This window comes from Mycolicibacterium austroafricanum (assembly GCF_000612725.1).
Lineage (GTDB): Bacteria > Actinomycetota > Actinomycetes > Mycobacteriales > Mycobacteriaceae > Mycobacterium > Mycobacterium austroafricanum.
The window spans coordinates 96,275-122,031 of sequence record NZ_HG964453.1 but is presented as its reverse complement, the minus strand read 5'-3'; the positions used below and the strand labels follow the sequence as shown (position 1 = coordinate 122,031).

General features: G+C 68.1%; 24 protein-coding genes. 7 read left to right on the top strand and 17 right to left on the bottom strand.

Annotated elements, in window-relative coordinates:
- Nucleotides 1-100: 100 nt before the first annotated feature.
- The 9 genes from BN976_RS14420 to clpS are packed head-to-tail and all read right to left on the bottom strand — an operon-like array spanning nt 101 to nt 6,056.
- Complete coding sequence (locus tag BN976_RS14420) at nt 101-874, bottom strand: cyclic nucleotide-degrading phosphodiesterase (protein ID WP_011781443.1); 774 nt, start codon at nt 872-874, stop codon at nt 101-103.
- Nucleotides 875-932: 58 nt separating this feature from the next.
- Nucleotides 933-1,778 carry a glutamate racemase gene (murI, locus tag BN976_RS14415; protein ID WP_036371582.1) on the bottom strand — a complete coding sequence of 282 codons (846 nt, stop codon included), beginning with the start codon at nt 1,776-1,778 and terminating at the stop codon, nt 933-935.
- Nucleotides 1,775-2,458, bottom strand: a complete 684-nt coding sequence (locus tag BN976_RS14410; RefSeq protein WP_036371580.1) for a rhomboid family intramembrane serine protease — start codon at nt 2,456-2,458, stop codon at nt 1,775-1,777. Before BN976_RS14410 ends, murI begins: the two co-directional genes overlap by 4 nt.
- Entirely contained in the window at nt 2,449-3,411 is a 963-nt protein-coding gene (locus BN976_RS14405; protein WP_011781446.1) for a cysteine synthase, read from the bottom strand. The genes BN976_RS14410 and BN976_RS14405 overlap by 10 nt, the downstream gene beginning before the upstream one ends.
- Nucleotides 3,412-3,420: 9 nt before the next feature.
- On the bottom strand, nt 3,421-3,693 hold the full coding sequence (locus BN976_RS14400) for a MoaD/ThiS family protein (RefSeq protein WP_011781447.1): 273 nt from the start codon (nt 3,691-3,693) through the stop codon (nt 3,421-3,423).
- Between the two features lie 22 nt (nt 3,694-3,715).
- Nucleotides 3,716-4,129 carry a M67 family metallopeptidase gene (locus tag BN976_RS14395; protein WP_036371579.1) on the bottom strand — a complete coding sequence of 138 codons (414 nt, stop codon included), beginning with the start codon at nt 4,127-4,129 and terminating at the stop codon, nt 3,716-3,718.
- Between the two features lie 13 nt (nt 4,130-4,142).
- Nucleotides 4,143-5,165, bottom strand: a complete 1,023-nt coding sequence (locus BN976_RS14390; protein ID WP_036371577.1) for a P1 family peptidase — start codon at nt 5,163-5,165, stop codon at nt 4,143-4,145.
- Nucleotides 5,162-5,746, bottom strand: coding sequence for an oxidative stress transcriptional regulator AosR (gene aosR / locus BN976_RS14385; RefSeq protein WP_011781450.1), 585 nt, complete (start codon nt 5,744-5,746; stop codon nt 5,162-5,164). The genes BN976_RS14390 and aosR overlap by 4 nt, the downstream gene beginning before the upstream one ends.
- A gap of 7 nt (nt 5,747-5,753) precedes the next feature.
- Nucleotides 5,754-6,056, bottom strand: a complete 303-nt coding sequence (gene clpS / locus BN976_RS14380; RefSeq protein ID WP_011781451.1) for an ATP-dependent Clp protease adapter ClpS — start codon at nt 6,054-6,056, stop codon at nt 5,754-5,756.
- Nucleotides 6,057-6,150: 94 nt separating this feature from the next.
- Between clpS and BN976_RS14375 the strand changes: the two genes are divergently transcribed.
- From BN976_RS14375 to BN976_RS14365, 3 genes are all read left to right on the top strand, one after another.
- Nucleotides 6,151-7,485, top strand: a complete 1,335-nt coding sequence (locus BN976_RS14375; RefSeq protein ID WP_109489614.1) for a nicotinate phosphoribosyltransferase — start codon at nt 6,151-6,153, stop codon at nt 7,483-7,485.
- Between the two features lie 6 nt (nt 7,486-7,491).
- Nucleotides 7,492-9,492: an ATP-dependent DNA helicase gene (locus BN976_RS14370; protein ID WP_036371576.1), complete on the top strand. Its 2,001-nt coding sequence runs from the start codon at nt 7,492-7,494 to the stop codon at nt 9,490-9,492.
- A 109-nt stretch (nt 9,493-9,601) separates the two neighbouring features.
- Nucleotides 9,602-11,059, top strand: coding sequence for a neutral zinc metallopeptidase (locus tag BN976_RS14365; RefSeq protein ID WP_036371574.1), 1,458 nt, complete (start codon nt 9,602-9,604; stop codon nt 11,057-11,059).
- A gap of 19 nt (nt 11,060-11,078) precedes the next feature.
- On the opposite strand, the gene glgP is transcribed toward BN976_RS14365, so the two are convergent.
- A complete protein-coding gene (gene glgP, locus BN976_RS14360) occupies nt 11,079-13,724 on the bottom strand; it encodes an alpha-glucan family phosphorylase (RefSeq protein ID WP_036371573.1) in 2,646 nt (881 codons plus the stop codon).
- 222 nt (nt 13,725-13,946) lie between these two features.
- Here glgP and BN976_RS14355 point away from each other — a divergent pair, with 222 nt between their 5' ends.
- Together BN976_RS14355 and glgB are read left to right on the top strand one after the other, a co-directional pair.
- Nucleotides 13,947-16,037: an alpha-1,4-glucan--maltose-1-phosphate maltosyltransferase gene (locus tag BN976_RS14355; RefSeq protein ID WP_036371571.1), complete on the top strand. Its 2,091-nt coding sequence runs from the start codon at nt 13,947-13,949 to the stop codon at nt 16,035-16,037.
- Nucleotides 16,038-16,041: 4 nt separating this feature from the next.
- The gene (glgB, locus tag BN976_RS14350; protein WP_036371570.1) at nt 16,042-18,255 is read left to right on the top strand and encodes a 1,4-alpha-glucan branching protein GlgB; all 2,214 of its coding nucleotides are present in this window, start codon (nt 16,042-16,044) and stop codon (nt 18,253-18,255) included.
- Between the two features lie 110 nt (nt 18,256-18,365).
- Here glgB and BN976_RS14345 read toward each other — a convergent pair whose 3' ends face one another.
- From BN976_RS14345 to BN976_RS14335, 3 genes are read right to left on the bottom strand one after another with little or no spacing between them, the layout of a single operon-like run.
- Nucleotides 18,366-19,259, bottom strand: a complete 894-nt coding sequence (locus tag BN976_RS14345) for a tetratricopeptide repeat protein (RefSeq protein ID WP_011781458.1) — start codon at nt 19,257-19,259, stop codon at nt 18,366-18,368.
- A gap of 13 nt (nt 19,260-19,272) precedes the next feature.
- Complete coding sequence (locus tag BN976_RS14340; protein WP_011781459.1) at nt 19,273-19,656, bottom strand: DUF3817 domain-containing protein; 384 nt, start codon at nt 19,654-19,656, stop codon at nt 19,273-19,275.
- Nucleotides 19,657-19,709: 53 nt separating this feature from the next.
- Nucleotides 19,710-20,903 carry an acetyl-CoA C-acetyltransferase gene (locus BN976_RS14335; protein WP_011781460.1) on the bottom strand — a complete coding sequence of 398 codons (1,194 nt, stop codon included), beginning with the start codon at nt 20,901-20,903 and terminating at the stop codon, nt 19,710-19,712.
- Nucleotides 20,904-20,996: 93 nt separating this feature from the next.
- Here BN976_RS14335 and mce point away from each other — a divergent pair, with 93 nt between their 5' ends.
- Nucleotides 20,997-21,482: a methylmalonyl-CoA epimerase gene (gene mce, locus BN976_RS14330; RefSeq protein ID WP_011781461.1), complete on the top strand. Its 486-nt coding sequence runs from the start codon at nt 20,997-20,999 to the stop codon at nt 21,480-21,482.
- On the opposite strand, the gene BN976_RS14325 is transcribed toward mce, so the two are convergent.
- Entirely contained in the window at nt 21,479-21,772 is a 294-nt protein-coding gene (locus BN976_RS14325; protein ID WP_011781462.1) for an Rv1322 family protein, read from the bottom strand. The two genes, mce and BN976_RS14325, sit on opposite strands and share 4 nt — an antisense overlap.
- The gene (gene nucS / locus BN976_RS14320; protein ID WP_011781463.1) at nt 21,772-22,443 is read right to left on the bottom strand and encodes an endonuclease NucS; all 672 of its coding nucleotides are present in this window, start codon (nt 22,441-22,443) and stop codon (nt 21,772-21,774) included. The genes BN976_RS14325 and nucS overlap by 1 nt, the downstream gene beginning before the upstream one ends.
- Nucleotides 22,444-22,488: 45 nt before the next feature.
- On the opposite strand from nucS, the gene BN976_RS14315 reads away from it, so the two are divergent.
- Nucleotides 22,489-24,099, top strand: a complete 1,611-nt coding sequence (locus BN976_RS14315; protein WP_036371569.1) for an adenylate/guanylate cyclase domain-containing protein — start codon at nt 22,489-22,491, stop codon at nt 24,097-24,099.
- Here the strand turns inward: BN976_RS14315 and BN976_RS14310 are convergent.
- Together BN976_RS14310 and BN976_RS14305 are read right to left on the bottom strand one after the other, a co-directional pair.
- Nucleotides 24,096-24,491, bottom strand: a complete 396-nt coding sequence (locus BN976_RS14310; RefSeq protein WP_011781465.1) for a Zn-ribbon domain-containing OB-fold protein — start codon at nt 24,489-24,491, stop codon at nt 24,096-24,098. The genes BN976_RS14315 and BN976_RS14310 overlap by 4 nt on opposite strands.
- A gap of 20 nt (nt 24,492-24,511) precedes the next feature.
- On the bottom strand, nt 24,512-25,681 hold the full coding sequence (locus tag BN976_RS14305; protein ID WP_011781466.1) for a thiolase family protein: 1,170 nt from the start codon (nt 25,679-25,681) through the stop codon (nt 24,512-24,514).
- Nucleotides 25,682-25,757: the final 76 nt, after the last annotated feature.

The following is a 25,757-nucleotide window of genomic DNA, read 5'->3' as shown; positions in this document are numbered from 1 at the left end:
CCCTTCCTGACACCCCCGGAGGCGTTTGTGAAGGACTAGCTCAAGTCATATCAACCGGTCAGCCGGACAGGCCGGCCGAGCCGGCCTGTAGATGAAGCCCTCAGGACCGGGTGACCTCGAATGTCTCGTTGCACACCACGGCGTGCACGGGCCCGTCGAATTCCGCCTTCGCCTCGCTGATGACGTCCTCCCGCGACGTCCACGGCGGAATGTGGGTCAGCAGCAGCTCGGACACACCCGCGCGGGCGGCCGCCCGGCCGGCTTCGGTGCCCGACAGGTGCAGGCGCGGCGGACGGGACGGGGAATGTGTCCAGGACGCCTCACACAGGAAGACGTCGGCGCCGCGGGCCAATTCGATGAGCTGGTCGCAGTATCCGGTGTCACCGCTGTACACCAGGGTGGCGCCGGACGGATCGGTGATCCGCATGCCGTAGGACTCGGTCGGGTGGCACACCAACCGCGGCACGACCGTCAGCGAACCGATCTCCACGGCCTGGTTGTCGCGCCAGTGCCGGATCTCGAAGATGTCGGTGAAGTCGTCGATCTCCCCGCCCTCGGGCGACGAAGCGGCGCCCAACCGCGCCCACGTGTTGGCCGGGCCGTAGACGACGCCGCGCTCCGGCGCCGGGGTCGGGTGGTAGCGCCGCCACACGAAGAGCCCAGGCATATCCAGGCAATGGTCGGCGTGCAGATGTGACAGCAACACGTGCACCGAGTTCGGGTCTGCATGACGCTGCAGCGCCCCGAGGACGCCGCCTCCGAAGTCGAGCACCAGGGGCGGGGTGTCGGGCGCGGTGACGAGATATCCCGAAGCGGGCGAATCGGGACCGACAACACTGCCGGAGCAACCGAGAACGGTGATTCGCACGCCCACTAGCTTGCCATGCCCGCGATCGGCATGGCGAAAACATCGCCGCTTTGGGCGACGAACGTCATGTTCGCGTGCCGACGTGACGCTGAACAGGCCGGACACCGTCCAGAGTGGGACCGAGGAAACGAGCCGCGAGCTCGGTGAACGCCTCGGGATCCCCGGTCGCCTCGAATTGCCTGTGCGCCCGCACAGCAGGGTCGCCGGGGTGTGGTTTCAGCAACTCCCGTTCGGTGAGCACCCGGAGCAGATCCTTGGCCGTCTCCTCCGCGCTCGACACCAGTGTCACGTGGTCGCCCATGACCAACTGAATCAGGCCCGACAGCATCGGGTAGTGCGTGCAACCCAGCACCAGCGTGTCGACCTCGGACCGCTGCAGCGGCTCCAGATATCCCTCGGCCAGACCGAGCACCTGGCGGCCGCTGGTCACGCCGCGCTCGACGAAGTCGACGAAGCGCGGGCAGGCCACGCCGAACACCTCGATGTCGCGCGCAGCGGCGAACGTGTCCTGGTAGGCGCCCGACGCGATCGTCGCCGCGGTGCCGATGACGCCGATGCGGCCGTTGCGGGTGGTGGCCACCGCGCGCCGCACCGCGGGCAGGATCACCTCGACCACCGGGATCGGCGCGTAGCGCTCCCGGGCATCGCGCAGGCAGGCCGAGGACGCGGAGTTGCACGCGATCACCAGCGCCTTGATGCCCCGCCCGGCGAGGTCGTCGCCGATCGCCAGCGCGTGCGCGCGGATCTCGGGGATGGTCAGCGGCCCGTACGGCCCGTTGCCGGTGTCACCGATGTAGATGATGTCTTCGTCGGGCAGTTGGTCGATCACCGCGCGCGCCACCGTCAGCCCGCCCACCCCGGAATCGAAGATCCCGATGGGCATCCCGGTGGGCTCGGTCGGCCCGCTCATGTCGTCAGGTAGGGGTTGGTCGCCTTGCGGCGTTCCCGCGCCTTGCGTTCCGGCCCGGACAGCAGATAGGCCGCCAGTACGCCGGCCACCGCGCCACTGAGGTGGCCCTGCCAGGAGACACCGGGGGTGCCCGGCAGCACGCCGAGCAGGACGCTGCCGTAGACGAACAGCACCACGACGCCGACCACGATCTCCCATACCTTGCGGGTGAAGAAGCCGAACACGATCAGGAACGCCAGCCATCCGAAGATCAGGCCCGAGGCGCCGATGTGGTTGGTCTCGCAGCGCACCCCCACGTACGGGCAGTGCGCACCGATGTTGCCGATCAGCCACGTGCCCACGCCCCCGACGATCCACACGATGGCCGTGGCGAAGATGAACCGCGACAGTCCCGCGAGCGTCATCAGGAAGCCGAGCACCAGTGCCGGAACGGTGTTGGCGAGCAGGTGCTCCCAATTGGAGTGCAGCAGCGGAGCGAACAGGATCCCGGCCAGCCCGTCGGTCTCCAGAGGGCGGATCCCGTTGCCGTCCAGGCGATGTCCGGTCAGCGAGTCGAACAGCTCGATGACCCAGAGCAGGACCACGAAAGACAGGACGGTGAGGCCGCCGACCATCCACGCGGGCCGCTTCTTCGGCTCCGCGGGGATACCGGGGTGTCCACCGATTCCCGTCACGCCCAAAGCTGCCCTTCCAACGCGTCCTCCGCGTCGTCCAGGCTACCGGCGTACGCCCCGGTGGACAGGTACTTCCATCCGGCGTCACACACCGTGAACGCGATGTCGGCACGCTCGCCGGCTTTGACCGCCTTGGCCGCCATGCCCAACGCGGCATGCAGGATCGCACCGGTCGAGATGCCGGCGAAGATGCCCTCGACATGGACCAGCTCACGGGTGCGCCGCACCGCGTCGTAGGAGCCCACCGCGAAGCGGGTGGTCAACACGTCAGGGTCGTAGAGCTCGGGAATGAAGCCCTCGTCGATGTTGCGCAGCGCGTACACGCCCTCGCCGTAGCGGGGTTCGGCCGCCACGATCTGAACCCCGGGAACGCGCTCACGAAGGAACCGCCCGGTGCCCATCAGGGTGCCGGTGGTACCCAGGCCGCCGACGAAGTGGGTGATCTCGGGAAGGTCGGCCAGCAACTCCGGCCCCGTGCCGTCGTAGTGCGCCGCCGCGTTGGAGGGGTTGCCGTACTGGTACAGCATCACCCACGAAGGATTCTCGGCGGCAATCTCTTTGGCGTATGCCACCGCGGTGTTGGATCCGCCCTCCGCGGGCGAGTAGATGATGCGGGCACCGTAGAGCTCCAGCAGCTGACGACGCTCGATCGAGGTGTTCTCCGGCATCACACAGACCATCTGGTAGCCCTTCAGCAGGGCCGCCATCGCCAGCGAGATGCCGGTGTTGCCACTCGTGGGCTCAAGGATAGTGACGCCGGGCTGCAGCCGCCCTTCGCGTTCGGCGTCCTCGATCATGCGCAGCGCGGCCCGGTCCTTGATGGAGCCGGTCGGGTTGCGGTCTTCGAGCTTGGCCCACAGCCGCACGTGCGGTGAGCCGTCCCAGTCGGGCGAGAGCCGCTGAAGCCCGACCAGCGGCGTGTTGCCCAGGGTTTCGAGCAGCGAGTTGTAGCGGGCCATCGGGGCGGTCTAGCCTCCTGCGACGGCAGGCAGGATCGTCACCGAGTCACCGTCGGCGATCGTGGTGTCCAGCCCGCCGGAGAACCGGACGTCCTCGTCGTTGACGTAGATGTTGACGAAGCGGTGCAGCTTGCCGTTGTCGACCAGACGCTCGGAGATCCCCGAGTAGTTGGCCTCCAGATCCGCGATCACAGCCTGCAGCGTGTCACCGGAGGCGGAGACGCGCTTCTCGCCACCGGTGTGCGGGCGCAGGATCGTCGGGATCGACACCTGAACGGTCATGGACAGACTCCTCTTTGCTTTCTCAGTACTGCTCGACGACGGTGACGGGCTCTTCGGTGACGACGCCGTCGACGATGCGATAGCTGCGCACCTCGTGTTCGTCGGGGTCACGGGTGGACACCAGGACGTAGTGGGCGTCGGGCTCGGAGGCATACGAGATGTCGGTGCGGCTCGGGTAGGCCTCGGTGGCGGTGTGCGAGTGGTAGATGACGATGGGCGCCTCGTCCGCATGGTCCATTTCGCGCCACACCTTGAGCTGCTCCCCCGAGTCGAACCGGTAGAACGTCGGCGAGCGCTCGGCGTTGACCATCGCGATGAACCGCTCCGGGCGATCGGAACCCTCCGGCCCGGCGATGATGCCGCACGCCTCGTCGGGATGGTCGGCGCGGGCATGGCTGACCATGGCGTCGACCAGGTCGGCACGAATCGTCAGCAACCCCGGCTCCCTTTCACTCGAACGCTCCCGGCAACAGCCCACGGTATGTCGGTATTCCGGCGACCCTGCCGGCGGCCATCACCCCGACCAGGACCGCACGGGCCAGCACCTCGGCGGCTGCGGCGCCCACTGCCGTGACCAGAGGCAGCTCGGGCGTCATCGACGCCGGGGTGGTCGGGTCCGGGTTCACCTCGACCGCGCCGGTGGCCAGCGCGAACACCGTGTCACCGTCCAGCGGGGTGTGGCACGGGTTGATGGTGCGGGCCAGCCCGTCCTGAGCCGCCACCGCCACCCGGCGACAGGCCGCCTTGCTCAGCGCGGCGTCGGTGGCCACCACCGCGATCGTGGTGTTGAGCAGGCCGAGCTCGCCGTGGCGATCGGCGTAGGCAGCCAGCTCGTCCGCGGGCGGGCGCACCAGCCCGAACTCCTCGACGTGCGAGGCCTGCCAGGGCAGGCCGGAGCCGGGATCGATGACGTCGCCCGCCGAGTTGACGACCACCAGCGCGCCGACGGTCACCCCGGACTCCAATGTGACCGACGCCGTCCCGACGCCGCCCTTGAGGACGCCGGCCCGCGCGCCGACACCTGCACCCACGGTGCCGATCCCCGCATCGGTACCCGCAGCGGCGGCGGCCCGATAACCGAAGTCGGCGTCCGGACGGCACTTCCAGCCGCCGACCGGAAGGTCGAAGATCACCGCGGCGGGAACGATGGGCACCACACCCCCGTCCAGCGCCACACCCCGGTTCTGCTCTTCGAGCCACGTCATCACACCGTCGGCGGCCGCGAGGCCGAACGCACTGCCCCCGGTGAGCACCACGGCGTCGACGTGGCGCACCGAGTTGCTGGGGTCGAGCAGGTCGGTCTCCCGGGTTCCCGGGGCGCCGCCGCGACCGTCCACCGCTCCGACGGTGCCTGGCGGGGTGAGCACGACGGTGGTGCCTGTCGCCCAACCCGAACCCATCCCGGCGTCGTCGTCGAGTCGGTGATGATGGCCGACACGGATACCGCCGACGTCGGTGATCGACCCGCTCACCTGTTGTTTCCCATGAGGCAGACCACCAGATACTCCTGCAGCACGGTCAGCCACTGGTACACGTCGAGGTGTCCGGCCATGGGGTGGTCTCCCGGCAGGTGGTCGGGCCCGTCGGAGCCGACGTCGAGCATCGTGCCCAGCGCCAACCGGACGTCGTTGACCGCTGCCGCCCAGGCGTGCGCGTCGTCCTCGGACAGTTCGAATTTGCCGCCACCGGCCGGCACTGTGTCCAGCAAGCGTTGCGCCGCTTCACGTTTGGCGTCGAGGATGGCGGGTTCATGCAGGCTGCGCAACGCGCTGTTGAGGCTTTCCGCGGTGCCTGAACCGGCCGGATGCTCGGTGGCGGGCCGGTAGAAGTCCGGCAACAACCTCTTGAGCGTATCGTCTTGCGGGGGAACGGAATTCCCGGTCCGCATCCCGGTTATCTCGGCGAGTTCGTCGACCGGCGCCGAGGCCTCGCGGTCGTCCAACATTCCCAGTAGAGAGGTGACCAGGCTGCTCAGCAGCTCCGCCTCGTGAGCAGCCAGTGCCGACCGAAACCGCGGGCCGCCGGCGCCCTCGACCCGCTTCCATTTACGCACAGTGTCTTCAGCGGTCCTGTTGCAGTGTCGCCCACAGCCCTGCGGCGTGGAGCCTGGTCACGTCGACCTCCATCGACTCGCGGCTACCCGCCGAGACCACCGCCTTGCCCTCGTTGTGGACCTGCATCATCAACTTGGTGGCATGCGGTTCGCTGTAGCCGAACAGCTTCTGGAACACGTAGGTCACGTACGTCATCAGATTCACCGGGTCGTCCCAGACGATGGTCACCCACGGGGCGTCGGTGGTGGCGTCCTCGCGCACGTCACGGTCTTCGCGAGTCCCCGGTCTGGCCTTCGCCGGCGTCACCATGTGGCCAGGATACCGGGGCCGATACGTGGGTCCCGACCGTCCCTCGAACCGATACGGTGAGGCGGTGACTCCCTCGTCTCCGGACCTGTCGGACATGTCGGGCCTATCCGGCCTCTCCATGGCAATGCTCACCGACAAGTACGAACTGACGATGCTCGCCGCCGCGTTGCGGGACGGCACGGCACACCGGCGCGCCACCTTCGAGGTCTTCGCACGCCGTCTGCCCGACGGCAGGCGCTACGGCGTCACCGCGGGCACGGCCCGATTCGTGGAAGCATTGCAGGCGTTCAGATTCGACGATGCGGAGTTGACCGCCCTCGACGGCTTCCTCGACAGCGCCACCTTGGACTACCTGGCCGACTACCGGTTCACCGGCGATGTGGACGGTTACGGCGAAGGCGAGCTGTACTTCCCCGGCTCCCCCGTGCTGTCGGTGCACGGCACATTCGGTGAATGCGTGCTGCTCGAGACGCTGGCACTGTCGATCTTCAATCACGACACCGCCGTCGCTTCGGCTGCCGCACGCATGGTCAGCGCCGCCGCCGGCCGCCCGTTGATCGAGATGGGATCGCGGCGCACCCACGAACAGGCCGCCGTCGCCGCGGCACGCGCGGCCTACCTCGCCGGCTTCACCGGTTCGTCGAACCTCGAAGCCGAGCGCCGCCACGGCGTGCCCGCACTCGGTACCAGTGCGCACGCCTTCACGCTGCTGCACACGACCGACGGCGGAACCCCGTCGGACTGGGAGAAGTCGGCTTTCCGGGCCCAGGTGGACGTCCTGGGCGTCGGCACCACCCTGCTCGTCGACACCTACGACATCACCGCCGGCGTGGCCAATGCGGTGGAGGTCGCGGGTACCCGGCTGGGTGCCGTACGTATCGACTCCGGCGACCTCGGCGTGCTGGCCCGCCAGGTCCGCGATCAGCTGGACGGCCTCGGAGCGACCCAGACCCGGATCGTGGTGTCGGGCGATCTCGACGAGTTCTCGATCGCCGCGTTGCGCGCCGAGCCCGTCGACGTCTACGGGGTGGGCACTTCGGTGGTCACCGGGTCGGGGGCGCCGACCGCGGGGATGGTCTACAAGCTCGTCGAGGTCGACGGCATCCCGGTCGAGAAGCGCAGCAGCCACAAGGAATCTCACGGCGGACGCAAACAGGCGTCGAGGCTGGCGAAGAAGTCGGGCACCATCGTCGAGGAAGTCGTGTATCCCGCCGGCGATCCGCCGCCGCATCCGGTCGATCTGGAAGCGCGCACCCTGACGGTGCCGCTGATGCGCGCGGGTGAGCCGGTCGCCGACATCGGTCTGGCCGCCGCCCGTACCCGGGTCGGCGACGGTCTGCTCAGCCTTCCGTGGGACGGACTGAGCCTGTCGAGGGGTGACGCCGCGGTCCCGACCCGGATGGTCGCGCCCCGGCGCGGCCGGGTGTAGACGCCGGTGGAGGTCGCCGATTTGTTGGCCACCGCGGTCGAGGCGCTGGGAGGCGCCAGCCGCGACGGCCAGATCGCGATGGCCGAGGCGGTCGCGCAGGCGTTCACCAGCGGCAGGCATCTCGCCGTGCAGGCCGGCACCGGAACCGGCAAATCGCTGGCCTACCTGGTGCCGGCGATCGCCCACGCGCTGGACGAGAGCCGCCCGGTGGTGGTCTCGACGGCGACGATCGCGCTGCAGCGGCAACTGGTCGACCGCGACCTGCCCCGGCTCGCCGACTCGCTGGCGGACGTGCTGCCCCGCCGGCCCACCTTCGCACTGCTGAAAGGCCGGGGAAACTACCTGTGCCTCAACAAGATCCACAACGGCTCCGCGGGCAGCGAACCCGACGATGTGCCACAGGAGGAACTGTTCTCCCCGGTGGCGAGCAGCGCGCTGGGCCGTGACGTCCAGCGCCTCACCGAGTGGTCGGAGACGACGGCGACCGGTGATCGCGACGAGCTGAAGCCGGGTGTCGCGGACCGGTCGTGGTCACAGGTCAGCGTGTCGGCACGCGAATGCATCGGGGTGTCGCGCTGCCCGTTCGGCACCGACTGCTTCTCCGAACGCGCGCGAGGCCGGGCCGGCGACGCCGACATCGTCGTCACCAACCACGCGCTGCTGGCGATCGACGCCATCGGGGATGCCAACGTGCTGCCCGAACACGACCTGCTCGTCGTCGACGAGGCACACGAACTGGTGGACCGGGTCACCGGCGTGGCGACCGCGGAGCTGTCCGCGACGTCACTCGGCGTCGCGCACCGGCGGGCGGCCCGGATCGTGGCCCCCGAGCTCGCCGAACGGTTGGAGGCGGCGACAGCGACGTTCTCTGCGGCGATCTTCGAAGCCCGCCCCGGCCGTATCGACGTTCTCGACGAGGAGCTGGCCAGCTACCTGGCGGCGTTGCGCGACGCCGCGCACGCCGCCCGCACCGCCGTCGACACCGCCCCCAACGATCCGAAGACCACGTCGGCACGGGCCGAAGCGGCCACCGCGCTGTCGGAGGTCGGCGACACCGCCTCACGGATCCTCGACTCGTTCGTCCCCGCCATCCCCGACCGCACCGACGTCGTCTGGCTCGACCACATCGAGGACGCCCGGTCGGGGGGCCGCGCCCTGCTCCGGGTCGCGCCGCTGTCGGTGGCGGGACTGTTGCGCAGCAGGCTGTTCGGACATGCGACGGCGGTGCTGACGTCGGCGACGCTGACCATCGGCGGCAATTTCGACTCGATGGCCTCGGCGTGGGGCCTGACCGGGGCCGCCGACCGGGAGCAGGACAGAACCGGCGAGGGCGCCGGCTGGCGGGGTTTGGACGTCGGTTCGCCGTTCGACCACGCCAAGTCGGGGATCCTCTATGTCGCCGCCCACCTGCCGCCCCCGGGCCGCGACGGGACGGGCTCGGCCGAGCAGCTCGATGAGATCGCCGGACTGATCGAGGCCGCCGACGGCCGCACACTGGGCCTGTTCTCGTCGATGCGCGCGGCGAAGGCCGCCGCCGAGGTGATGCGCGAGCGGCTGGCGACGCCGGTGCTGTGCCAGGGCGAGGACACCACCTCGGCGCTGGTGCAGCGCTTCGCCGACGACGCACAGACGTCGCTGTTCGGCACGTTGTCGCTGTGGCAGGGCGTCGACGTGCCCGGCCCGTCGCTGTCGCTCGTGCTGATCGACCGGATCCCGTTCCCCCGCCCCGACGATCCGCTGCTCACCGCCAGGCAGCGCGCGGTGGCCGCGCGGGGCGGCAACGGCTTCATGGCCGTGGCGGCCAGCCACGCGGCGCTGTTGTTGGCCCAGGGCGCGGGCAGGCTGTTGCGTCACGTCGACGACCGTGGCGTGGTGGCGGTGCTCGATTCGCGGATGGCCACCGCCCGCTACAGCGGGTTCCTGCGCGCGTCCCTTCCACCGTTCTGGGCGACGACCGACGGTGCGGCGGTGCGCGCCGCCCTGCAGCGGCTGCGCGCCCCAAACTGACACCGGACCGGCCGGATACCAGCGGTCAGTGCCGTGAGTTCATTATCCTGTCGAGGAGTTCGGTCGCCGGCCACCACGCCGCCGCGGCCACGACCGAAAGGCGGCGTTCATGAGCCCGTCGAGAAGGCCCGGTACGCGGATCGGCGTCGCAGCCGCGGTGTGCGCGGTGCTCGCGGCCACCGCGTGTTCAACGACGTTGCAGGGCAACGCCGTTTCGGTGTTCGACGACCCGTTCCGGGTGGCCGGCATGCCCGCCACCGACGGCCCGACGGGTGTACGCCCCAATGCCGAGCCGCCCGCCCGCGATGTCGAGGGCACCGACGGCGGCGCGATCGACGAACTCGCCGCGAGCGCGATCAGCGATATCGAGGACTACTGGGCGGTCGCCTACGAGGAGACCTTCGACGAGAAGTTCAGGCCGGTGGCCGAGCTGATCTCGTGGGATGCCAACGGGTTCGACGGCGAGTTCTGCGGCGAGGACACATATGGGCTGATCAACGCCGGCTACTGCTACCCCGACCGGACCATCGGCTGGGACCGCGGCGAACTGCTGCCCGGCCTGCAGCGCGCCCACGGCGACATGGGCGTGGTCATGGTGCTGGCCCACGAATACGGGCATGCCATCTCCCGCCTGGCCGGGCTGACGAAGAAGGACACCCCCACCCTGGTCGCCGAGCAGCAGGCCGACTGCTTCGGTGGTGCGTACATGCGCTGGGTCGCCGAGGACTCGTCGGCGCGATTCACGCTGAGCACGGGCGAGGGCCTCAACAACGTCCTCGCCGGTGTCATCTCGTTCCGCGATCCACTGCTCGCCGAGAACGACCCCGACGTCGGGTTCGACGAGCACGGCACGGCGTTCGAGCGGCTTTCGGCATTCCAGTTCGGCTTCACCGACGGCCCGTCGGCATGCGCGGCCATCGACCCCGCCGAGATCGATCAGCGGCGCGGGGAACTGCCGGTGCTGCTGCCCGAGGACCAAACCGGCGAGCTGCCCGTCACCGAGGACTCGACCCGCTCCATCATCGACGCGATGGGAATCCTGTTCTCCCCCAAGAACCCTCCCGCGCTGAGCTTCGACGCCGACGAGGCCGAGAGCTGCGCCGACGCGCGACCCAGTCCGCCTGCCTCATTCTGTCCCGCGACCAACACGATCGTCGTCGATCTGCCCGCGCTCGAAGAGATGGGCGCACAGGCCGACCCGCAGGACGGCGGTAGCCTCGCCACCGGCGACAACATGGCCTACTCGGTGCTGGTGTCGCGTTACATGCTGGCGATCCAGCAGGAACACGGCGGTGCGGCGCTCGACACCGCCGAGGCCGCCCTGCGCACCGCGTGCCTGACGGGTGTCGCGACCGTCAAGATGACCGAGGAAGTCACCACACCCGACGGCGACACCATCGCGCTGACCGCGGGTGACATCGACGAGGCGGTGTCCGGCATCCTCACCAACGGGCTGGTCGCCAGCGACGTCAACGGTGAATCCGTGCCGTCGGGTTTCTCGCGGATCGACGCCTTCCGGCTGGGTGTCCTCAGTGACACCGAGCGTTGCTTCAAACGCTTTCCGTGAGACCCCCCTTTGATTCACATCAGGCCAGCGTGATCAGCCCGAGTTCGTTGTCTCCGGCCAACAGCCGGTGGTGCGGTAACACCCGCACCGTGTAGCCGACCGACCCGGTGATCGGCAGCGGCATCGTCGCCGTGAAGATCTCGTGGCCGCTCTCCGCCGTCCCCGTGTGGGTCATCGCCACGGTGTCGGGGTCGAACAGCGCGTCACCCGCGTCGACACGGCCGAGGACGGCCTGCACGACCACCTCGTCGGGGCCGAGGCCGCCGAGATCCACCTGCGCGGTGAGTGTCAGCTCGGATCCCAGCAGCGGGGTGTCGGGCAACCCGTAGCTGTCCACGTCGGTGATCTTGATCTGTGGCCACGCCCGCTCCGCACGCCGGCGGTACTCCGCCAACTCGCGCGCCGCGCCGAACGGCACTGCGAACTCCGTGGTATCCGACCGCCCAGGCTCGATAACCAGGCGAAGCGCCTGCGCCGCGGGCAGATAGTACTTCTGCGTGTACTCCTGAACCATCCGCGACGCCAACACCTTCGGACCGAGCACCTGCAGAGTGTGGCGCACCATCTCCACCCACCGGATCGGGACCCCGTTGTCGTTGCGGTCGTAGAACTTCGGCGCGACGGCGCGCTCGAGCAGGTCGTACAGTGCGGCGGCTTCCAGATCGTCACGCCTGCCTTCGTCGGTCAACCCGTCGGCGGTCGGGATCTCCCAACCGTTTTCGCCGTCGTACCACTCGTCCCACCAGCCATCGCGGATCGACAGGTTCAGACCGCCGTTGAGTGCGCTCTTCATTCCCGACGTGCCGCACGCCTCGAGCGGTCGCAACGGGTTGTTGAGCCACACGTCGCAGCCGTGGTAGAGCTTGCGCGCCATCGACATGTCGTAGTCCGGAAGGAAGGCGATGCGGTGCCGCACGTCTTCGCGGTCCGCGAACCGCACGATCTGCTGGATCAGCGCCTTCCCGCCCTCGTCGGCGGGATGGCTTTTACCGGCCACGATCAACTGGATGGGTCGCTCCTCGTCGAGCAGCAGTCTGGCGAGGCGGTCGGGATCGCGCAGCATCAGCGTCAACCGCTTGTAGGTCGGGACCCGGCGGGCGAACCCGATCGTCAGCACACCTGGATCGAAAGCTGTTGCTGTCCAGCCTAATTCGGCGTCAGCTGCGCCGCGCTCCAGCCATGACCGGCGCACCCTGGCGCGCACGTCCTCGATCAGCTCTTCCCGTAGTTGGCAGCGGATCCACCACAGGTGGCCCGGGTCGACCTCTCTGAGCCCGGACCACGCCTCGGTCTCCCGCAACGAGGTCAGGTCGTCGCTGCCGATCAACTCGCGGCCCAATTCCATCCACTGCGGCGCCGCCCATGTCGGCGCGTGCACACCGTTGGTGATCGAGCCGATGGGAACCTCAGCCGGATCGAACCCGTCCCACAACTCGTTGAACATCGAACGGCTGACCCGCCCGTGCAGCAGGGATACCCCGTTGGCGCGCTGCGCCAGTCGCAATCCCATATGGGCCATGTTGAACTTCGTCGGATCGTCCTCCGCACCGAAGGCCAGGATGCGATCGAGCGGGACACCGGGCAGCAGCCGGGATCCGCCGACCGAAGGGTCACCGGGATCGGGCCCGAAGTAGCGCTCCACCATGTCGACCGGGAACCGGTCGATGCCCGCGGCCACCGGGGTGTGGGTGGTGAACACCGTCGAGGCGCGAACCACCGAAAGAGCGGTGTCGAAATCCAGGCCTGCCTCGATCAGCTCGCGGATCCGCTCGGCCCCCAGGAAACCGGCGTGGCCCTCGTTCATGTGAAAGACCTCGGGGGCGTGCAGGCCCTCCAGTTCGGTGAAGGCGCGGATCGCCCGCACCCCGCCGACGCCGGCCAGGATCTCCTGCCGGATCCGGTGCTCCTGGTCACCGCCGTACAGCCGGTCGGTGACCGAGCGCAGGTCGTGTTCGTTCTCCGGGATGTCGGAATCCAGCAGCAGCAACGGAATTCGGCCGACCTGCGCGATCCAGATGCGAGCGAAGAGTTGCGCCCCGTCCGGGAGGGCGAGTTCGACGAGGACCGCGTTGTCGCTGGCGTCCGTGAGCAACCGTAACGGCAGTCCCTGCGGATCGAGCGACGGATAATTCTCGTGCTGCCAGCCGTCGGCGGACAGCGACTGGCGGAAGTAGCCGGAGCGGTAATGCAGTCCGACGGCGATCAGGGGCAGCCCCAGATCGGATGCCGACTTGAGGTGGTCACCGGCCAGGATTCCGAGGCCACCCGAGTAGTTGGGCAGCACCGCGGCGACACCGAACTCCATCGAGAAGTACGCGATGCCCTTCGGCAGCCCCGCCTCGTCTCCGGCGCCCGACTGCTCACCGCCGAGCTGCTGGTACCACAGCGGGCGGGTCAGGTAGTCGTCCAGATCGGCGGCGATGGCGTCGAGGCGCCGCACGAACGAGTCGTCGGCGGCCAGTTCCTCCAGCCGCCCCGGTCCCACCTGCCCCAACAGCGCGGCAGGGTCGCCGCCCACCTGCTCCCACAACGCAGCGTCGATCGCGGCGAACAGATCCTGCGTCGGTTTGTCCCAGGACCAGCGCAGATTGACAGACAGCCGCTCCAGCGCGGCCAGCTGCGCGGGAAGATGGGCGCGGACGGTGAACCTGCGGAGGGCTTTCACGCGTGTTCACCTTACTGCCGTCGGCATGCCGCGGCGGGTGCTCCTGCGTTCTTGCCCCCGAGGCTCGACGAGCCGGGAACCGATGACCCACGAAAGGTTGAGCCGGACACTACGGTGGGTATAGGCGCGACAGGGCTAGAACCAGGCTGTGAACGAAACCGGGCAACAACACGTGCGGCAGACGCCACGCAGTGCTGTTTCGAAAGTGGTAGGGAGTGCCGAGTGACCGCCGGTCGTATCGAGATCGATGACGTCCAGCCCGTGGTGTCCGAAGGGCGGTTTCCCGCCAAAGCAGTCATCGGCGAAATCGTCCCGGTGACGGCAACCGTATGGCGGGAAGGCCACGACGCGGTGTCGGCGACGCTCGTGGTGCGCTACCACGGGACCGGTTATCCGCCGCTGGCCGACGAGCCGCCCGGACGGGTCCGCCCGACCGAGGCGGTACCCATCCAGGAGGTCGTCAAGCCCGGCCAGCGGATCCGGCCCGTCGCGCTGCCGATGTCGCTGGGACGGACACCCGATGTGTTCCACGGCCAGTTCAGTCCCGACGAGGTCGGCCTGTGGACGTTCCGGGTGGACGGCTGGGGCGATCCCATCGCCACCTGGCGCAGGCACGTGGTCGCCAAGCTCGACGCCGGCCAGAGCGAAGGCGAGCTCGACAACGACCTGCTCATCGGCGCCCGACTGCTGGACCGCGCCGCCACCGGAGTGCCGCGGCAGGACCGCTATCCGCTCGCCGAGGCGGCGGCCCGGTTGCGCGAACCGGGCGACCCGTTCTACCGCGCCGGAGCGGCGCTGGCCCCCGAGATCACCGCGCTGCTCGACCAGTATCCGCTGCGGGAACTGATCACCCGCGGCAGGCAGTACGGCGTCTGGGTGGACCGGCCGCTGGCCCGGTTCAGTTCCTGGTACGAGTTCTTCCCGAGGTCGACGGGTGGCTGGGACAGCGCGGGCCATCCCGTACACGGAACGTTCGCCACCGCGACCAAGGCGCTGCCCCGGGTGGCCAGGATGAACTTCGACATCGTCTACCTGCCGCCGATCCACCCCATCGGCAAGGTGCACCGCAAAGGGCGCAACAACAGCGTCACCGCCGCACCCGGCGACGTCGGGTCGCCCTGGGCGATCGGCAGCGACGAAGGTGGTCACGACGCCGTGCATCCCGACCTCGGCACCATCGACGACTTCGACGATTTCGTCAACGCCGCCCGCGACGAGGGGCTGGAGGTGGCGCTGGACCTGGCACTGCAGTGCGCGCCGGACCATCCGTGGGCGCGTGAGCATCCCGAGTGGTTCACGGTGCTGCCGGACGGGACGATCGCGTACGCCGAGAACCCGCCGAAGAAGTACCAGGACATCTATCCGCTGAACTTCGACAACGATCCGACAGGGCTGTACGAGGAGGTCCTACGGGTCGTCAAGTTCTGGGTGTCGCACGGGGTCAAGGTGTTCCGGGTCGACAATCCGCACACCAAACCGCCCAACTTCTGGGCGTGGCTGATCGGCGAGGTCAAGAACACCGACCCCGACGTGCTGTTCCTCGCGGAGGCGTTCACCCGCCCGGCACGGCTGTTCGGGCTGGCCAAGCTCGGATACACGCAGTCCTACACGTACTTCACCTGGCGCACCGCGAAGTGGGAACTCACCGAGTTCGGGCAGTCGATCGCCGATCACGCCGACTACTGCAGGCAGAGCCTGTGGGTGAACACGCCCGACATCCTGCACGAAAGCCTGCAGCACGGCGGGCCGGGGATGTTCGCCATTCGGGCCGTGCTCGCGTCGACGATGAGCCCGACGTGGGGCATGTACTCGGGGTACGAGCTGTTCGAGCACCGCGCAGTCCGCGAGGGCAGCGAGGAATACCTGCACTCCGAAAAGTACGAGCTGCGGCCGCGGGACTTCGACGCGGCACTGTCGGACGGTGAATCGCTCGAACCCTTCATCACCCGCCTGAACGAGATCCGTCGCGTGCACCCGGCGCTGCAGCAGTTGCGCACCATCACGTTCCACCACATCGACAACGACGCACTACTGGCCTACTCCAAGTTCGACCCGGTCTCCGGGGATCAGGTGCTCGTCGTGGTGACCCTCAACGCGTTCGGACCGGAGGAGGGCATCCTCTGGCTGGACATGGGCGCACTGGGAATGGAGCAGCAGGACCGCTTCTGGGTACGTGACGAGCTCTCCGGAGACGAATACCAGTGGGGACAAAGCAATTACGTCCGCCTTGATCCCGCCCGCGCGGTGGCGCACGTGTTGAACATGCCCCAGGTGCCCGCCGACCAACGAGCCAACCTTCTGCGTAGGGAGTGACGACATGACCAACGTGTCCAATCTCAACAACCAGGTCGACAGCCCCCATCTGCGACCACACACCGCCGACCTGAACCGCCTGCTGGCCGGTGAGCACCATGATCCGCACGCGATCCTGGGTGCTCACGAGTACGACGACCATACGGTGATCCGCGCCTACCGGCCCCATGCGGTCGCGGTCGTCGCGGTCGTCGGCGAGAACCGTTATCCGTTGCGGCACATCGAGGCCGGTCTGTTCGCGGTCGCGGTGCCGTTCACCAACCTGATCGACTACCGGTTCGAGATCAGATACTCCGAGGACGAGTCGGCCTTCGTGCACACCGTCGCCGACGCCTACCGGTTCCTGCCCACGCTGGGCGAGGTCGACCTGCACCTGTTCGCCGAGGGTCGCCACGAGCGCCTCTGGGAGATCCTGGGCGCGCACCCGCGCAGCTTCACCACCTCGGACGGGGTGGTCAACGGGGTGTCGTTCGCCGTGTGGGCGCCGAATGCCAAGGGCGTCAGCGTAACCGGTGATTTCAACCACTGGGGCAACGAGGCCCAGATGCGGGTGCTCGGTTCGACCGGGGTGTGGGAGCTGTTCTGGCCGAACTTCCCCGACGGCGGGCTCTACAAGTTCCGGGTGCACGGCGCCGACGGTTCGGTCACCGACCGGGCGGATCCGATGGCCTTCGCCACCGAAGTTCCGCCGCAGACGGCCTCACGGGTGTTCCGCAGCGACTACACCTGGAGCGACCAGGAGTGGATGAGCGGGCGCGCGTTGCGCAACCCGGTGTTCGAGCCGATGAGCACCTACGAGGTGCACCTCGGTTCATGGCGACCGGGACTGAGCTACATCGAACTCGCCGAGCAGCTCACCGACTACGTCGTCGAGCACGGCTTCACCCACGTCGAGATGCTGCCCGTCGCCGAGCATCCGTTCGGAGGGTCGTGGGGCTATCAGGTCACGTCCTACTACGCACCGTCCTCGCGGTTCGGGACGCCCGACGAGTTCCGGTACCTCGTCGACGCACTGCACCGGGCCGGCATCGGCGTGATCGTGGACTGGGTGCCCGCACACTTCCCGAAGGACGCGTGGGCGCTGGGCCGCTTCGACGGCACCGCGCTCTATGAACACGGCGATCCGCGCCGCGGCGAGCAGTTGGACTGGGGCACTTACGTTTTCGACTTCGGCCGATCCGAGGTCCGCAACTTCCTGGTCGCCAACGCGCTGTACTGGCTGCAGGAGTACCACATCGACGGGTTGCGGGTGGACGCCGTCGCGTCGATGCTGTACCTCGACTACTCTCGGCCCGACGGTGGTTGGTCACCGAACATCTACGGCGGCCGGGAGAACCTGGAGGCCGTGCAGTTCCTTCAGGAGATGAACGCCACCGTCCACAAGATCAACCCCGGCATCGTCACCATCGCCGAGGAATCCACGTCGTGGCCCGGGGTCACCCGCCCCACCAATCTGGGCGGGCTCGGGTTCTCGATGAAGTGGAACATGGGCTGGATGAACGACACGTTGGAGTTCATCAAGCGTGACCCGATCCACCGCAGCTACCACCACCACGAGATGACCTTCTCGCTGCTGTACGCGTTCAGCGAGAACTTCGTGCTGCCGATCAGCCACGACGAGGTCGTGCACGGCAAGGGCACGCTGTGGGGCCGGATGCCGGGCAACGACCACATGAAGGCGGCCGGTATCCGCAGCCTGCTCGCCTACCAGTGGGCCCACCCGGGCAAACAGTTGCTGTTCATGGGACAGGAGTTCGGCCAGCGCGCCGAATGGTCGGAAGAACGTGGCGTCGACTGGTTCCAACTCGACGAGCAGGGCTTCTCCGGCGGAATCCTGCGGATGATGACCGATGCCAACGAGATCTACCGCAGCCGCCGCGCACTGTGGTCCCGCGACACCCAGCCCGAGGGTTACTCGTGGATCGACGCCAACGATTCGGCCAACAACGTGCTGAGTTTCCTGCGGTTCGGCGACGACGGCTCGATGATGGCGTGTGTCTTCAACTTCTCGGGCTCCGAGCACACCCGGTACCGCCTCGGACTGCCGCACGCCGGACGCTGGCGCGAGGTGCTCAACACCGACTCCGACACCTATCACGGCACGGGCATCGGCAACTACGGCGCCGTCGAAGCCACCGACGAGCCCTGGCACGGTAGGCCGGCGTCGGCGGTGATGGTGCTACCGCCGCTGTCGGCGCTGTGGTTCGAACCCGAGTAAACCTGAGCTGTAGACCTCGGACCCGCGAGCAGACGCAAAATCGCACGAGTCCACCCGGATGCGTGCGATTTTGTGTCTGCTCGCGCTGGGACCGCAGCGGAGTGACTGCGTCAGTACAACGCGTTGGCGAGATTGCGGCGGCCCGCCACGACCTCGGGATCGGCCGGGTCGAACAGATCGAACAGTTCGATGAGCCGGGTCCGCACCTTGGTGCGATCGTCGCCGGCGGTGCGCTTGACCAGAGCGGTGAGCCTGGTGAAGGCGGCCTGCACATCCTGCTGCAGGATCTCGACGTCCGCAGCGGCGAATGCGGCGTCGATGTCGTTCGGCGACGCGTCGGCCACGGCGATCGCGTCCCTGGGGTGTGCGGTAGCGCGCTGCAGGAAACCGATCTGCCGCACCGCCCCCTTGGCCTCGTCGTGGTTCGGATTGGCGTCCAGGATCGCCTGATACGCGCTCTGTGCCGCCTCGAAGTCACCCGCGTCGAGATGCGCCCGCGCCTGCTCGACCTCCGGGTCGACGGCTTCGGCCTGTTCGTCCTCGCCCGTACCGCCGAGCTTTCCGGCGACGGCGTTCAACAGGGAATCGATCCACCGCCGCAACTGCTCGGGCGGCTGTATGCCTTCGAAGCTCGACAGCGGCCGGCCGGCCGCCAGCGCCACCACGGTGGGCACCGCCTGGACGCCGAACATCTGGGCCACCCGCGGTGTCGTGTCCACGTTGACCGTCGCGAAGGTCCACTTGGCACCGTCGGCGGCCGAAAGGGCCGCGAGCGCGTCGCCGAGTTGGACGCTGGAGTCGCTGCGCGGTGACCACAACAGCACCACGACGGGTACCTCGGTAGACCTGACCAGTACCTCGGCTTCGAGGTTGGCTTCGGTGACCTCTACGCCACCCGGGTTACCTGCCGGCGCACCGCCGCCGGCAGATGCGCGCTGCTTGAGCGCCGACAGATCGACAGCACCCGCCAGGGCAGGCGAGATTCGTGGTCCAGGACGAGTCACATGGACAAGTCTGTCACGTCGTTTCGGGTACCGGCGGCCCTGGTCGGCCGAGACCGGCGACCACGGCCTCGGAACCCATCCGGCCGGTCCGATCGGCCCATATGAGGAACATCACACTGCCCAGTGGCACGATGCTGGCCAGCAACGCCAGCAACCACGTCCCGACGCTCCACCTGACCGCGAGCCCGACCACGAGGGCCGCCACCACGAAGGCGACGAACACCCCGCCGTGCACGGGTCCGAAGACCTTCACGCCGACTTCGGTCCGGGGTGAACCCAGGTACTTGAAGTACATCCCGAGCAGCAGTCCGACCCAGCTGACGGCCTCGGCGAACGCGATCACCCGGAACCAGCCCGCCGGAGTGCGGAGGTCATATGCGCTAGTCATGACCGTCATTGTGCCCGAACGCGCCGCTGGCTACTACGACGCGTCGTTGACTGCGCCGTGTGCTACGGCCGGCGCAGGATCAGGGCGTCACCCTGTCCACCCGCGCCGCACAGCGCGGCGACCGCGTATTTCCCGCCTCGGCGCGCCAGTTCCAGCGCGGCGTGCAGCGTGATCCTGGCGCCGGACATGCCGATCGGATGCCCGATGGCAATGGCGCCGCCGTTGACGTTGACCTTCTCGGGGTCGACGCCCAGCTCCTTGGTCGAGGCCAACGCGACAGCCGCGAACGCCTCGTTGATCTCAAGGACATCGAGCTGATCCAGCGAGATGCCCTCTTTCTCGGCGGCCTTCTTGATCGCATTCGCGGGCTGGCTCTGCAGCGTGGAATCCGGTCCGGCGACCACGCCGTGAGCCCCGATCTCACACAGCCAGGTGAGCCCGAGCTCCTCGGCCTTCGCCTTGTTCATGACGACGACGGCGCACGCACCGTCGGAGATCTGCGACGCCGAACCCGCGGTGATGGTGCCGTCCTTGCGGAACGCCGGCTTGAGGCCGCCGAGCGACTCCGCGGTGGTGTCGGCCCGGATGCCCTCGTCCTCGGTGAACTCGATGGGGTCGCCCTTGCGCTGCGGGATCCTGACGGGCACCACCTCGTCGGCGAACACCCCGTCCTTCCACGCTCTGGCGGCCTTCTGGTGCGACGTCGCGGCCACCTCGTCCTGCTGGGCACGGGTGAACTGGTCGACGTCGTTGCGCTGCTCGGTCAGCGCACCCATCGGCTGATCGGTGAATGCGTCGTGCAGGCCGTCGTACGCCAGGTGGTCGAGCACCGTCACGTCGCCGTACTTGTAGCCCGACCGGCTGTTCATCAGCAGGTGCGGCGCCTGCGTCATCGACTCCTGTCCGCCTGCGACGACGACGTCGAACTCCCCCGCGCGGATCAGCTGGTCAGCCAGTGCGATCGCATCGATACCGGACAGGCACATCTTGTTGATGGTCAACGACGCCACGTCCCAAGGGATCCCGCCGGCCACCGCGGCCTGACGGGCGGGCATCTGCCCGGCGCCGGCGGTGAGGACCTGGCCCATGATCACGTACTCGACCAGTCGGGCGGGATTCTCGATGTTCGGGAAGGCCTTCTCCAGCGCGCCGGCGATTGCCACGCCGCCGAGGTCACTGCCGGAGAAATCCTTCAGCGAACCCATCAACTTGCCGACCGGCGTACGGGCTCCAGCAACGATCACCGATGTCGTCATGACGACCTCCAGACTTGTTTCGAACGGCTGCAAAGAGGCTATACGTGCGCACCGAGCTATTCGAAACCGATCCCGTTGGGTTACTTTTACGTTATGACCGCCGAGCAGACTGACGCCCGTCCGGTACTGGCCACCGCGCTGGTGACCGCCATCGACCATGTCGGCATTGCGGTGCCCGACCTGGATGCGGCCATCAAGTGGTACCACGACCACCTCGGCATGATCGTGCTCCACGAAGAGGTCAACGAGGAGCAGGGCGTCCGCGAGGCGATGCTGACGGTGCGCGGCGCGGCTGTCGGCAGTGCACAGATTCAGCTGATGTCCCCGCTGGACGAGACCTCGACCATCGCGAAGTTCATCGACAAGCGCGGTCCCGGGCTGCAGCAGCTGGCCTACCGGACCAGCGATATCGACGCACTCAGCGAGCGCCTGCGTGAGCAGGGTGTCCGGCTGCTGTACGACACCCCGCGACGCGGCACCGCCGACTCGCGGATCAACTTCGTCCACCCCAAGGACGCCGGCGGGGTGCTGATCGAACTCGTCGAGCCCGCCAAGGACTCGGGCGAAGGCTCACACTAAGACCAGCGGCGGGTCGGGCCGCGCCTCTCGCGGTGCGCCCAGCACGACGTGTGCCAGTGCCGCCGGTCGTCGATTCCGCCCGAGCTGTCGGCGGGCCACACCACCAGGTGGGATGTGGCAGGCCTGATTTCGTGGTCGCAGCCCGGACAACGGTAGATCTTGGTTGCGCGCGCGGCCGCGACCGGACGCACCTCGTAGTCGTATCCGTCGGCGCCCGTCTCGATGCGCCGCGGCGCGGGCAACGGGTCACCCACGGGTTCGCGTCTGCGCGGGACGCGCCGCTTCGCCATCAGAACAGTCGGAACTCGTCGTTGTCCATGCCCCGCATCTTGTCGTAGTCCAATGTCAGACAACGGATTCCACGATCAGTCGCGAGGGTGCGGGCCTGCGGCTTGATCTGCTGGGCGGCGAACACCCCGGCGACCGGCGCGAGCAGGGAATCCCGGTTGAGCAGTTCGAGGTATCGGGTGAGTTGTTCGACGCCGTCGATCTCGCCGCGCCGCTTGATCTCCACCGCGACCGAGCGGCCCTGCTCGTCGCGGCAGAGCAGATCCACCGGGCCGATCGGGGTCATGTACTCGCGGCGCACCAACGTGTATCCGGCGCCGAGCAGTTCGACGTGTTCGGCCAGCAGCGCCTGCAGGTGCGCCTCTACGCCGTCCTTGACCAGACCGGGATCGACCCCCAACTCGTGGCTGGAATCGTGCTCGATCGCTTCCACGGTGATGCGCAGCTGCTCCCCCGCCTTGTTCTCGACCACCCATACCGTCGCGTCGCCGTCCGTAGGTTCGACGATCCAGCACGGCGGGGACATCCAGTTCAGGGGCTTGTAGGCACGGTCGTCGGCATGCACGCTGACCGACCCGTCGGCCTTGAACAGCAGCAGCCGCCGGGCCGATGGGAGATGAGCGGTGAGTCTTCCGACGTAATCCACAGTGCACTGGGCGATGACGAGGCGCACCGATCCACCTTAGATGCCCGACGCCGTCACTAGGCTGACGCCACAATGAACGCGACGAAGAGCGTGCCGTATCGGTTGGGCCGGGTTCTGGAGAGGGTGACCCGGCAGAGCGGGCGGCTGGAAACGCCGGACTACGGCTCCTGGCTGTTGGGCAAGCCGGAAGAGAGCCAGGCCCGCCGACGCATACGCATCCAGGTCATCCTGACGTTCCTCCTCCTGTTCACCAACATCCTGGGCATCGCGGTGTCGCTGTTGCTCAACACGGTCGCCATCCCGGTGCCCAGCGTCTTCTCCGACGCCCCGGCATGGCTGACCTTAGGCGTCGTGCCCGCCTACATGGTGGTCGCGCTGGTCCTCGGCACGGCCTGGATCACGTCGCGGACCGTCGGCTCGCTGCGCTGGGCGATCGAGGAGCGCAGCCCGACCCGCACCGACCAGCGCAACGTGTTCGTCGCCCCGTCCCGGGTCGCGCAGATGCTGTTGCTGTTCTGGGGTTTCGGTGCGGCGCTGCTGACGTTGCTGTACGGACTGCAGGACTCGGCGTTCATCCCCCGATTCCTGTTCGCCGTGGGTTTCCCCGGCATTGTCGTCGCCACCGCGTGCTACATGATCACCGAGTTCGCCTTGCGCCCGGTCGCCGCCCAGGCGCTGGAGGCGGGTCGCCCACCGCGCCGGCTGGCGCACGGTGTCATGGGGCGGACCATGACCGTGTGGCTGCTGAGCTCCGGGGTGCCCGTGCTCGGCATCCTGCTGCTCGCGATTTTCACGCTGTCCCTGCGGAATCTGAGCGCGACGCAGTTCGCCGTGGCCGTGATGATCATCTCCGTCGTCGCGCTGATGTTCGGGTTGATCCTGATGTGGCTGCTGTCATGGCTCATCGCCACCCCTGTCCGCGTCGTGCGCTCGGCGCTCAAACACGTCGAGGACGGCGACCTGGACTGCAATGTGGTGGTGTTCGACGGCACCGAACTCGGTGAGCTGCAACGCGGGTTCAACTCGATGGTGCACGGACTGCGTGAACGCGAACGGGTGCGTGATCTGTTCGGACGGCACGTCGGTCGCGAAGTCGCGCGGGCCGCCGAGAAGCAGAAGATCGAGCTGGGCGGGGAGGAACGTCATGCGGCCGTCATCTTCGTCGACATCATCGGTTCCACCCAGCTCGTCACGAGCAGGCCGGCCGTCGAGGTCGTCGAGTTGCTCAACCGGTTCTTCGACGTCGTCGTCGAGGAGGTCGACAACCACCACGGCCTGGTGAACAAGTTCGAGGGGGACGCGGTGCTGGCGGTGTTCGGCGCACCCGTCTCACTCGACAGCGCCGAGACCGAAGCGCTCTCCGCGGCCAGGGCCATGGCGCGGCGGCTGCGCACCGAGGTCCCGGAGTGCCCGGCAGGCATCGGCGTGGCCGCCGGTCAGGTGGTGGCGGGCAACGTGGGCGCCAAGCAACGCTTCGAGTACACCGTCATCGGCGAGCCGGTCAACGAGGCCGCCAGGCTGTGCGAACTCGCCAAGAACGTGCCTGCGCTGCTGGTCGCCTCGGCCGACGCGGTCGGCGGCGCGACCGAGTCCGAACGTGCGCTCTGGAAGCTGGGCGAGACCGTGACGCTGCGCGGCCACGATCAGCCGACGCGGCTGGCTACACCGGCCGGCGAGCTTTAGACCAGCTCGAAAAACGGGATGGCCTCGGCGGCCTCCGCTTCGCCAAGTACCTCGAAGGCGACCTTCACCCGCGCGCCGAACAGGTCGGCCGCCGGGTCCGCCCCGGGAAACGACGTCCACCACCACGGGCCTTCGTCGAGTTCGACGATTCCCACCGGAAGTCGGTGCACCGCCCCGTCCAAACCCCGCTGGTGCACGACCGACCAGCTGACGACGGTTCCGGTGCCCGCGGCGGGAACCCGGGTGTACCGGTCCGGTTGGACCGACACATCGAACTGCGGCGACAGGATCTCTCCGGTCTCGGTGTCTCGGACGAGCAGGAACTCGCCGCGCTTGGTGCCGTCGAGGAACTCCGCCGACGCGGAATCGCGCTCTATCGGGAACACAGGCATGAGAAAGTCGCGCTCCTTGCTCAGTTGTCGGTGCCGAGCACCAGGGTGGAGTGATAGTCGAGGATGCCGCCGTTACCGGAGACGAGAACGCGGTCGTGGTCGTCGACCTGACGTTCGCCGCCCTGGCCACGCGCCTGCACCACCGCCTCGTGCAGCGGGGTCATCCCCCACATGTAGAACGAGCTCAGTTCGCCGCCACCGGTGTTGAACTTGATCCGTCCGCCCGGTCCGATCATGCCCGGTTCGGCCATCGCCGGCCCCCCTTCACCTTTCGGGACGAACCCGTAGTCCTCCAGCGTCAGCAGTGCGGTGAACGTGTAGCAGTCGTAGATCTGCGCGACGCCGACCTCGTCGAGCGAGGTGTTGGCCATCTTGAGCGCATCGGGACCCGATTGCGCGGCGCCGCTGACGAGGCCGAAGTCGTCGTTGCGGATTCCCGCTCTGCCCGGATGCGCCTGCGCCCAACCCAGCACCCGCACCGGTGGCTGCCGCAGCGCGCGGGCACGCTCGAGCGACGTGACGATGACGGCCACGCCGCCGTTGCTCACCAGGCAGCAGTCGTAGAGGTGGAACGGCTCGGCGATGTAGCGGCTGTCGTGGTACTCCTGCAGGGTCAGCGGCGTCCCGCAGAACTGCGCGATGGGGTTGAGCTGCGCCCAGGCCCGCTGCGCCACCGCGATATGGCCGAGCTGATCGGAAGTGGTGCCGTACTTCTGCATGTGCCTGCGGGCCGCCAACGCATACATGGTGGTGGGCGACATGATGCCGTTGGATGCGGTGATGCCGTCGAATCCCCGCGGCAGCGACCTGCCACCACCCGAGTAGGCCGCCGAGGACCGCGACTTCTCCTTCAACGGCGCGTCGGCCCACACGATCGCGATCGTGCTCGCCATCCCCGACTGCACGGCCATCGAGGCGTACTGCACCATCTGGGCCGCGGTGGAGCCGAACCCCTGCATCTCGGTGAGCAGCTTCAGGTCGACCAGCCCCAGCGCGTTCTGCAGGTTGATACCGATGCGCGCCTTGATTCCGCCGGAGACGATCAGGCCGTCGATGTCGGCCATCTCGATGCCTGCGTCAGCGGCGGCGAGCCGAACGGCCTGGGCCGCGAACTGCCGGGCGGTCCGGCCGTACACCTTGCCCTGCTCGGTGATACCGAGGCCGGCGATGGCCGGCGTTGGATCGCTCATTCGTCGTGTGCTCCTTGTTCTGATGGCACCCGATTGTGTGGGCGGAGTTCTCGGCCTGTAAACGACCGAACGGCTC

Excerpts from the sequence above, each read along its gene's own strand:
- BN976_RS14315 (WP_036371569.1), top strand. The coding sequence starts at position 22,489 with ATGAACGCGACGAAGAGCGTGCCGTATCGGTTGGGCCGGGTTCTGGAG.
- BN976_RS14335 (WP_011781460.1), bottom strand. The coding sequence starts at position 20,903 with ATGACGACATCGGTGATCGTTGCTGGAGCCCGTACGCCGGTCGGCAAG.
- BN976_RS14340 (WP_011781459.1), bottom strand. The coding sequence starts at position 19,656 with ATGACGGTCATGACTAGCGCATATGACCTCCGCACTCCGGCGGGCTGG.
- murI (WP_036371582.1), bottom strand. The coding sequence starts at position 1,778 with ATGAGCGGGCCGACCGAGCCCACCGGGATGCCCATCGGGATCTTCGAT.
- BN976_RS14310 (WP_011781465.1), bottom strand. The coding sequence starts at position 24,491 with ATGCCTGTGTTCCCGATAGAGCGCGATTCCGCGTCGGCGGAGTTCCTC.
- BN976_RS14365 (WP_036371574.1), top strand. The coding sequence starts at position 9,602 with ATGAGCCCGTCGAGAAGGCCCGGTACGCGGATCGGCGTCGCAGCCGCG.
- BN976_RS14400 (WP_011781447.1), bottom strand. The coding sequence starts at position 3,693 with ATGACCGTTCAGGTGTCGATCCCGACGATCCTGCGCCCGCACACCGGT.
- glgB (WP_036371570.1), top strand. The coding sequence starts at position 16,042 with ATGACCAACGTGTCCAATCTCAACAACCAGGTCGACAGCCCCCATCTG.
- BN976_RS14305 (WP_011781466.1), bottom strand. The coding sequence starts at position 25,681 with ATGAGCGATCCAACGCCGGCCATCGCCGGCCTCGGTATCACCGAGCAG.
- mce (WP_011781461.1), top strand. The coding sequence starts at position 20,997 with ATGACCGCCGAGCAGACTGACGCCCGTCCGGTACTGGCCACCGCGCTG.
- BN976_RS14325 (WP_011781462.1), bottom strand. The coding sequence starts at position 21,772 with ATGGCGAAGCGGCGCGTCCCGCGCAGACGCGAACCCGTGGGTGACCCG.
- BN976_RS14375 (WP_109489614.1), top strand. The coding sequence starts at position 6,151 with ATGTCGGGCCTATCCGGCCTCTCCATGGCAATGCTCACCGACAAGTAC.
- BN976_RS14405 (WP_011781446.1), bottom strand. The coding sequence starts at position 3,411 with ATGGCCCGCTACAACTCGCTGCTCGAAACCCTGGGCAACACGCCGCTG.
- clpS (WP_011781451.1), bottom strand. The coding sequence starts at position 6,056 with ATGGTGACGCCGGCGAAGGCCAGACCGGGGACTCGCGAAGACCGTGAC.